The organism is Streptomyces sp. PKA51, assembly GCF_057552455.1.
This window is the reverse complement of record NZ_BAAJPZ010000010.1, coordinates 152,033-160,561: the sequence shown is the minus strand read 5'-3', so window position 1 is coordinate 160,561 and position 8,529 is coordinate 152,033. Positions and strand designations below refer to the sequence as shown.

Below are 8,529 nucleotides of genomic sequence, written 5' to 3'. Positions count from 1 at the left end.
GACGCGCACACCACCGTGGCACCCCCGGCCCGGCGCCGCCCGCCTTCGCGCGGACGGCGCCGGGCCGTCGCCGTGGCCGGCCCCGTCCCGCGGATCTGCCGATCGGCAGATGTGCGGGCGGGCCCCGCGACGGAATGCTGGACAACGCAACGACCAAGGAGGCAGCACCATGACACAGGTGATCGACAGCGTGTCCCCGCGGCGGGGGACCCGTGCCCCGGCCGGCGTGCACCGGCCGTCCGGCTGGCCGCAGTGGGTCGGATACGCGGCCTTCGCGGCGCTGCTGCTGTACGGACTGGCTCACACCTACTGGGCCCTGGGCGGCCACGGTTTCCCCTTCGGCGCCGACGACGCCAACCCGGAGTACTCGGCCTTCGAGCATGTGGGCCGGGCGCGGCTGGCGCCCTGGCTGGCGGGGGGATTCCTCTTCAGTGCCGGGGTGGCCCTGCTGCTGGCGCTCCCGGGCAGACGCCGGATACCCACGGGCGTGCTGCTCGGCGCCTCGGCCCTGTCGGTCACCGCGGTCTTCAGCACCCTCGCCGACTTCCGGATCCTCGGCAACCTCGCCTATGTCTTCATGCTGCGGTTCAGCGCCATCAACTGGACCGTGATCAACCAGCTGTTCGCGGTCGTCTCCGTGGTCCTGCTGGCCCTCTCCGCCCTCGCCTACCAGCGCCGCACGACCGATGCGTGCGGCAGCTGCGGGCGCACCGAATCCGGCGCCGAGTGGACCTCGCCGGCCGCTGCCGCGCGCTGGGGGAAGAAGGCCGCCTACACGGCCGTCATCGTTCCGCTGCTGTACGCCACCACCCGGTGGGCCTGGGCGCTGGGCTACCCCCTCGGCATCTCCGACCAGTTGTGGGAGGAGGGCAAGCGCGACCACCTGTGGCTCTTCGGCGCGGCCCTCGCCACCATGGGCGCCCTGGGCTCCCTGCTGACCCTGGGACTGGTGCAGCGCTGGGGCGAGGTCTTCCCCCGCTGGATGGTGGGGCTGCGCGGCAAGCGGGTGCCCATCTCCCTGGCCGTCGTCCCCGCGCTGCTGGTCTCCGTCATGGTGACGATCGCCGGCATCATGTACATCCGCCTGCACTTCCAGGGAGCCTTCGACAATCAGAAGGACGACTGGGGCGCCACCGTCCCCGAGACGGTCTGGCCGGTGTGGGGCATCGCCCTGGCCACCGCGGCCCTCGCCTACTACTTCCGGCGCCGCGGGACGTGCAAGCGCTGCGCACGCGGCTGACGGTCCCTTCGAATTCTTCGATACGGCTTTGAGGATGCTCCCTGCGCCTCCCTTGAATGGGGAGCGACCCGTTCCCCACTGACAGACCGCCCCGTACCGGCGGCTCCCGTTCCGTCCCCCGTCGGACCGGGAGCCGCCTTCTTTTGCATACCGCCTTTTGCACGCCGCCTTTTGCGTGCCGCGCGGACTGCGCACTCCCGTCTCTCCCGATCGGCAGATGTGCGCAAGCACCCGCGACGGCAACCTTGTTCGTACGACAACGGATACCGTCCCCGGACGGTGAGAAGAGGAAGTCCCGTCATGGCCGATACAGCCGTCGAAGAGCCGGCCCGGAAGGATTCCGCGCACACGTCACCGGATTCGGCGCCCCGGCGTCACTGGTGGTCCCGGTGGCCGGACTGGTCCGGGTACCTGGTGGTGGCCTGGTCCCTGCTGTACGGAGCAGCCGGCCTGTACTGGTCCCTGGGCGGCGGCGACTACCCCTTCCAGAAGACCGTCAAGGACCGCGCCTCGTCCTCGCTGCTCGAGCCCAGCAGCGCCTCGGTCGTCGCCCCCCTGATGGTGCTCTTCTGCGCCGTCGGCGCGGTCGTCGGGGTGCTGATGGTGCGCGACCGCGGCACGGGCAGGGCCCGCAAGGCGATGCTCGCCTACGGCTGGGTGGCGGCCTGCACGCTGACCTTCCTGATCCCGGACTACTCCCTGCTGGGCCTGCTGGTCTTCTCCCCGGTGCTGGTCGTCTTCGCCTTCACCGGGGTCCCGGGCCCGCAGGAGCTGGGCGACATCCTCTACTGGCACCGGATCAACCTCATCATCGTCTTCGTCGGCGGCCTGCTGTGGGTCGCCACCACGCTGGCCTACCAGCGACGCACCGGCGGCCAGTGCGTGCGCTGCGGCCGCGGCCACCGGGCCTCGTCCGCCTGGACCGAGCCGGCCGCGGCCCTGCGCTGGGGCCGCTGGGCGGTACGCGTGGCGGTGCTCTCCACGCTCCCGTACGACATCACGCGCATCGCCTGGTACTTCGGCTGGCCGCTCGGCATCACCGACGCCTTCCTCAAGGACATGCAGGACACGCCGAACATGCTGGAGATGGGCCTGGCCCTGGGCGTCGCCTCGACGCTGGGCAGCCTGCTGATGCACGGCCTGGTCGGCCACTGGGGCGAGGTGTGGCCGCGCTGGGTGTGGTTCAAGAAGGGCCGGACCATCCACCCGGCCACGGCGATCGTGCCCGCCTCGATCATCGCGGTGGTGCTCGTCCCGGCCGGCCTGATGGCGATCCGCGACTTCGACTCCGGGATGTGGGGCACGCTCGGGCCGTCCGTCTTCTGGGTCGTGTGGGGCCTGGCCCTGGGCACCGCGACCTTCGGCTACTACCTGCGCCGCCGCGGCCGCTGCGCGCACTGCGGCCGGATCTGAGGCGGACCGAACGCGCGGTGGCCCGGAACCCCGAGGGGTTCCGGGCCACCGCGCGTTGCGCCGTAGGTCACGTCGTACGGCGGAAGGTGCGGATCGCCAGCGGCGCCGTGACGGCCACCACGACCACGCACACGGCCAGCGGGGCGAGGACCGTGCTCACATGCGCCTGGCCGAGGGCCAGGTCGCGGGCCGCGGTGATCGCGTGCGACATGGGATTGACCTCGGCGAACCCCTTCAGCCACGAGGGCAGGCCCTCGGCCGGCACGAACGCGTTCGAGGCGAACAGCAGCACCATGTTGACGATGCCGCCGATGGGCTGGAGGGCCTCCGGGCGGCGCAGCCAGGCCGACAGCGCCATGAACACCCAGCCCAGCGACCAGCCGAGCACCACGGCGATCAGGACCGCGCCCAGCGAGCCCAGGACCCCGCCGGCCGGTCCGAAGCCGAAGACGAGGGCCGCGGCGCCCAGCATCACCAGCATGTTCACCAGGTTCAGTGCGGTGTCGGCGATGCTGCGGGCGACCAGGACCGAGCCGGTGTGCACCGGCATCGCCTTGAAGCGGGCGATGATGCCGTTGTTCAGCTCCGTGGTCAGCGCCACCCCGGACTTCAGCGCGGCGCTGATCGAGCCGGTCACGAGGAAGGCCGGCAGCAGGTAGTCGATGTAGCTGACCCCGGCGGGGAAGGCGGTGGTCTGGGAGACGCTCTTGAAGACCTGGCTGAACACGGTGAGCATCAGGATGGGTTCGAGCACGCCCGGCAGCACCAGGGCCGGTTCGCGCAGGGCCCGCAGGGAGCGGCCCGCCAGGACCTGGATCTGCCGCAGCACGCCGGTCCCGCCGAACTGCGGGGCCGCCGGGAGCGGGGGAGCGGTGGCCGCCGCGGCGGCCGTGCGGTCGGTGGTGAGGGTCATCGGGGCATCCCTGCGGGGTGTGCGGTGGAGTGGTTCAGGGCCATGTACACGTCGTCGAGCGAGGGCTCGGAGTAGGCGAGCCCGGCCAGTTCGGCGCCCTCCTCGTCCATCGCGCGGACGACGCGGGCCAGGTCGGTGGAGTCCATGACGGGCATCGACATCCCGAGCCCCTCCTCCTCGTGCGCGGGGGCGAACCCGGCCCGCTCGAGCGCCCGGCGCGCCCGGGGACGCTCCTCGGCGCTGCGGACGGTCACGGTGACCGAGCGCCGCCCGATCCGGTTCTTGAGCTCGTCGGCGGTGCCCGACGCGATGACCCGGCCGGCCGCGAGCACGGTGATCGAGTCGGCCAGCTGGTCCGCCTCGTCCAGGTACTGGGTGGTCAGCAGGATCGTGGTGCCCTCGCGGACCAGGCGCTGGACGACGTCCCACAGGGCGCGCCGGGCGGCGGGGTCGAGCCCGGTGGTCGGCTCGTCGAGGAAGATCACCTCCGGGTGCCCGACCAGGCTGGCCGCCAGGTCCAGGCGCCGGCGCATGCCGCCCGAGTACGTCTTCGCCTTGCGGTGCGCCGCGCCCGTGAGGTCGAAGATCTGCAGCAACTCGTCCGCCCGGGCCGCCGCCTGGGCCCGCGAGGCGCCCAGCAGCCGGGCGATCAGGACGAGGTTGGCGTGCCCGGAGAGCGTCTCGTCGACGGCCGCGTACTGACCGGTGAGCCCGATGCGCCGGCGGACCTCGTCGGCCTCCCGGACGACGTCGAGCCCCGCCACCCGGGCGTGCCCCGACGTCGGCAGCGACAGGGTGCTGAGGATGCCGACGAGTGTGGTCTTGCCGGCCCCGTTGTGGCCGAGCAGCCCCAGGACGGTGCCCCGGGGCACCTGCAGACTGACGCCGTCGAGCGCCTTGGCCGGACCGAACGCCTTGGTCACGTCCGATACTTCGATCATCAATGTGTCCATGGATTTCCTTTGCTCGCTGCACAGGGGATGTGCCGCTATTCGCTCCCGGTGGCCTGGAAGACGCCGTTCAGGCTCAGGTGATCGACCGGGTCGCCGTATCCGTACTCGTAGGCGTTGAGGAACTCGCCCTGGAAGAGGCCGACTTCGAACCGGCCGAAGGCGACGTTCACCGTGCGCAGTTCCAGCACCACCGCCGCGAACGGCCCGCTGTGCTCGTATCCGCGCCGGTACTGCCCGAGCCAGCCGTAGTCGAAGTCACCGGGCTGGTTGTCGGGCACGTGGTCGGTGTCGATCCCGCCGTCCGCCGCGAACGGCTCGCCGAAGGGGCCGTAGCGGTACAGGTCGCCCTTCTGCCTGCCGTCCTCGCCGGTGACCAGGAAGACGTTCCCGCGGACGGTGGGGTGGCTGTAGGTGCCGTGCCCGCCGTAGGCCGCACCCGCGGCCATGTGCAGCACGCCGCCGGGCAGCGGCACCGTCCACGTCAGCAGCCGCTTGTCGGAGCGCAGCACCAGGTCGTGCTCGGGGTCGGTATAGGTGCTGTGGCCGTAGAGGTAGGTCTCGGTGCGTCCGGCGACGGTGACGTCCCGCCGGATCAGGCCGTCGGCCAGCCCCTGCAGATGGAAGACCTCGGTGCCGCCGGCCGTGCCCCCGAGGTAGCGCTCGGTGAAGTCGTAACGCCGGGTGACCTTCGTGCCGTTGTCGGTGTAACCCGCCAGATTGCCGTTCGGCGCGTAGGCGAAGCCGGTCAGCGGTCGTGCGCCGGTGGTGGCCAGCAGCCGGTCGTCATCGTCGTAGCAGTAGCCGGTGACCGCCGTCCCCGCGGCGGTGCGGTCCGTCAGGCGCACCCGGTTGCCGTTGGCCCCGGCATCGGCCCGGGAGCCGCGCGGGCAGTCCGCCGGGGCGGGGGAGGTGAAGTCGTAGCCGTACACGTGCCCGGCGACCGACGCCTCGACGAGCCGGCCCGCCGTGTCGTAGCGGAAGCCCGAGCGCTCGTCGCGGCCGTCCGGTCCCGGGGTGTGCTCCTCGGTGATCGTCCCCGACCGCGACCGCGTCACCGTGGTGTCCAGCCGGCGCCCGTCCGCGAGCGTCCACTGCTTGCCGGTGATCCGCCCGGCGACGTCGCGGGAGACCGCGACGGCGGTGCCGTTGCCGTAGCGCACCGACGCCAGGCCGCCGGCCGCGTCGTAGGCGGCGACCGCCAGCGTGGAGCCGTTCAGCGAGACGTCGGTGACGCGGCCGGCGGCGTCGTGGCCCGTGCGCTTGACGCGCACGCCGTCCATGGCGACCGGCGGCACGAGCCGCTCCTCCACCGCGCGGCCCGCACGGTCGTAGGTCGTCGTGGTCACGGTGCCGTGGGCGTCGGTGAAGCGCACCTGGCGGCCCAGCAGGTCGACGGTGCGCATCATGGTGTCGGTGGCCTCGGCCCCGCGCAGCGTCAGCGGATCGCCGCGGTAGGCGTAGTCGTAGTCCACCGTGCGCTCCGGCAGCGCCGGCGTCCTCGGCATGCGCATCTGCACGGTCCGGCCGCGCTCGTCGTACTTCAGGCAGATCCAGCCGTCCTGACCGGTGTTCTGGGCGACCGGCACGCCGCGCGCGTTGTAGATGTTCTTGTTCACCCGGCCCGGCCCGTTCGCGGGTGCCGGCAGGGTGACCGTCTTCCACAGGCCGCGTTGCGGGGCCGGGTCGCTGCGCTCGGTGCAAGGGTTGTCGGCCGACTCGTCCTGCCCGAAGTAGGTGGTGACCTGCTTCGCGCCGGTGGGCAGCTCCTTGACCGTCGGCCGGAGCAGCTCGTCGAACGCCTGGCCGGTGCGCAGGGCCAGCCCGTTCGGGTCGGTCACCGTCGCGGTGGGCAGCCCGTGCTCGTCCAGCCGTGTCAGCGTCGTCAGCTCCGGGACCCCGTCGGAGTCCGCGCGCACGGCAGTGATCCCACCGGGGCCGTAGCTCGTCGTGCGCGCGGCGACCTTCTCGCATCCCGCCGGGGGCGGGGCGAGCGGCCGCCGGTCGGGGCCGAAGCACGCGCGCGGGGCCGGGCCGTAGGAACCGGCCGGCGCTCCGGTGGCCGCGTCGTGGACCGTCGTCGTCATCCGGCCCGCGGCGTCGGTCACCGACGCCTGCCGGTCGTCGCCGGTCCACTCGGTGCGCACCGTGCGGCCGGTGCCGTCGGTGTCGGACAGCACCCGCCCGGCCGCGTCGTGGGTCAGCCGGCGGGCCCAGCCCTGTCCGGTCGCGATGCCCGCCACCCGGATCTCGGTGGCGTCCGCGGTGTAGGCGTACGCGTGGTGCGGCCTCAGCGACGGCACGGAGGCGGCACCGGTGGGCTCCGGCCCCATCAGCCAGGCGGCGGCCGCCGTGTTCCCCGTGTAGCCGATCCGGTAGCGGGCGGCCTCGGTGTCACGGTGGCGCGGGTCGACCCCCACCCAGTCCATCACCAGGGGCGGGCGGACGTCGGTGAGCCGGTGGTCGGCGAGGAAGCCGAAGTCGGTCGCCTCCGCGCCCGGGTTGGTGATCCTGGCGAGCTTGCCCTCCCGGTACGACAGCGTCGTGCGTCCCGCCCCCGGGACGCTCACCGCGCACACGAACCCGGCCGGTGCCGAGCGGTCGGCGCACTCGGGGCTGCCCGCGTAGGAGAACCGCACGCCACCGCTCTCGGCGGCCTCGATCCGGGCCCGCACCCCGCGCGCGGCGCCGGTGGCCCGCGCCGGGCGGGCAGCGGCCGGGGCGGAAGCCGGTGCCGGGGCGGCATTCTGCGGGACGGGCGCCGCGGAGGCGGCCGGGCCGGTCGCCGCGCCGGCCGGGCCCTGTGCCGCGGGCGTCACGCTCCAGCCCGGCGGCAGGACCGCGCCCGAGGGGGCGAGCCAGGAGGCCGGGACGGGCACGTCGTCGTGCCCCGCCGCCCGCGCCCACAGGGCGACCTCGCCGCCCGCCCCCGGCCGCCGGTACTCCACCCGCACCTCGTACGAGCGGTCGGCCCGCAGCCGTATCCCCGTGCCGAACGCCGGGCGTCCGGTGGCGGTGCCCGGGCCCTGCCAGTCGTCGAGGACCGGCCGGCCGTCGACCCACACGCGCAGGCCCCCGCCGTACGCCGCGCCCAGCCGGTACGTGCCCGCCTCCGGTACGCGCAACCGGCCCGTCCACCGCACCCGGAAGGCGCCGTCGGGCCGGGCGTCCGGGTACGGCGCCGCCGATCCCCAGGCGAAGTCCGGCCGTGCGTCGGTACGCACGGCCGCCGGCCGTTCGGCCGCCGCGATCCCGGACGCCGAGTCGCCCGCGAAGTACGCCCCGGTCAGCCCGGAGGCGTCCACGGCGAGCGAGTCGTAGCGGAAGGTCGCGCCCAGCGGCCCCGCCGCCGTATTGGTCTGCGGGGTGCTCACCGAGACGGACACGTTGCCCGTCGCCGTGTCCACCGACACCGGGCCGATCGCGTCCGGCGGGGCGGTCGCGGCGCCGGCCGGTGCCCCCAGCCGCCGGTTGACGGTGAAGGCCGAGGCCGGGCCGTAGGCGCCGACGCGGCCCCGGCGGTCGCGCACGCGCGCCGTCCAGGTGTACCGGCCGCCGTCGGCGAGCAGGCCCGCGGGCGTGCGCCACGAGGGCGTGGTGAGCCAGCCGGAGGACGTGGTCTGCCCCGTGCCCGGCCGGTCGCCCGCCGAGAGCACGAACTCGTACGCGGCGGCGTCCGCGGCACGCTCGACGCTCAGTTCGGGACGCGGCTGCGCCAGGACGGCGCCGTCCCCCGGCCCGGCGGGTCGAGGAGCGGCGGACGCGGACGCGCCGGGCGCCGCCGGGGGGACGGCGAACCGCCCCGCCGGCCACTCCGGGCGCACGGGCGCACCGGCCGCGGCGGGCAGCAGCGCGACACCGGTGGCGCCCGGGCCCGCGGCCGCGGCGACGGGCGGCTCACCGCCGAGCAGAGTGGCCACCATGACCGCCGCGGCGGCGCCCGCCCCGGCGGCCCGGAGTAAACCTCGGCCTCGATCCATGTCGACTCATCACTTCCGTACCGATGGCGCCCC

5 protein-coding genes are annotated in these 8,529 nt (G+C 74.1%); 2 read left to right on the top strand and 3 right to left on the bottom strand.

From position 1 onward, the window contains the following. Positions 1–169: 169 nt before the first annotated feature. Both AC27L3_RS17540 and AC27L3_RS17535 read left to right on the top strand, forming a co-directional pair. Positions 170–1,240: a hypothetical protein gene (locus AC27L3_RS17540; protein WP_487234956.1), complete on the top strand. Its 1,071-nt coding sequence runs from the start codon at positions 170–172 to the stop codon at positions 1,238–1,240. 300 nt (positions 1,241–1,540) lie between these two features. Further along, a complete protein-coding gene (locus AC27L3_RS17535) occupies positions 1,541–2,653 on the top strand; it encodes an NYN domain-containing protein (RefSeq protein ID WP_487234955.1) in 1,113 nt (370 codons plus the stop codon). Between the two features lie 67 nt (positions 2,654–2,720). On the opposite strand, the gene AC27L3_RS17530 is transcribed toward AC27L3_RS17535, so the two are convergent. Genes AC27L3_RS17530 through AC27L3_RS17520 form a run of 3 tightly spaced genes read right to left on the bottom strand, consistent with a single transcriptional unit; the run spans position 2,721 to position 8,496 of the window. Beyond that, on the bottom strand, positions 2,721–3,566 hold the full coding sequence (locus AC27L3_RS17530; protein WP_487234954.1) for an ABC transporter permease: 846 nt from the start codon (positions 3,564–3,566) through the stop codon (positions 2,721–2,723). After that, complete coding sequence (locus tag AC27L3_RS17525) at positions 3,563–4,519, bottom strand: ATP-binding cassette domain-containing protein (protein WP_487234953.1); 957 nt, start codon at positions 4,517–4,519, stop codon at positions 3,563–3,565. Before AC27L3_RS17525 ends, AC27L3_RS17530 begins: the two co-directional genes overlap by 4 nt. Before the next feature lie 35 nt (positions 4,520–4,554). Continuing rightward, positions 4,555–8,496, bottom strand: a complete 3,942-nt coding sequence (locus AC27L3_RS17520; RefSeq protein ID WP_487234952.1) for a PA14 domain-containing protein — start codon at positions 8,494–8,496, stop codon at positions 4,555–4,557. Positions 8,497–8,529: the final 33 nt, after the last annotated feature.

What these genes read in the sequence shown, in the direction of transcription:
- AC27L3_RS17530 (WP_487234954.1), bottom strand. Translation starts at nt 3,566, where the DNA reads ATGACCCTCACCACCGACCGCACGGCCGCCGCGGCGGCCACCGCTCCC.
- AC27L3_RS17540 (WP_487234956.1), top strand. Translation starts at nt 170, where the DNA reads ATGACACAGGTGATCGACAGCGTGTCCCCGCGGCGGGGGACCCGTGCC.
- AC27L3_RS17520 (WP_487234952.1), bottom strand. Translation starts at nt 8,496, where the DNA reads ATGGATCGAGGCCGAGGTTTACTCCGGGCCGCCGGGGCGGGCGCCGCC.
- AC27L3_RS17535 (WP_487234955.1), top strand. Translation starts at nt 1,541, where the DNA reads ATGGCCGATACAGCCGTCGAAGAGCCGGCCCGGAAGGATTCCGCGCAC.
- AC27L3_RS17525 (WP_487234953.1), bottom strand. Translation starts at nt 4,519, where the DNA reads ATGGACACATTGATGATCGAAGTATCGGACGTGACCAAGGCGTTCGGT.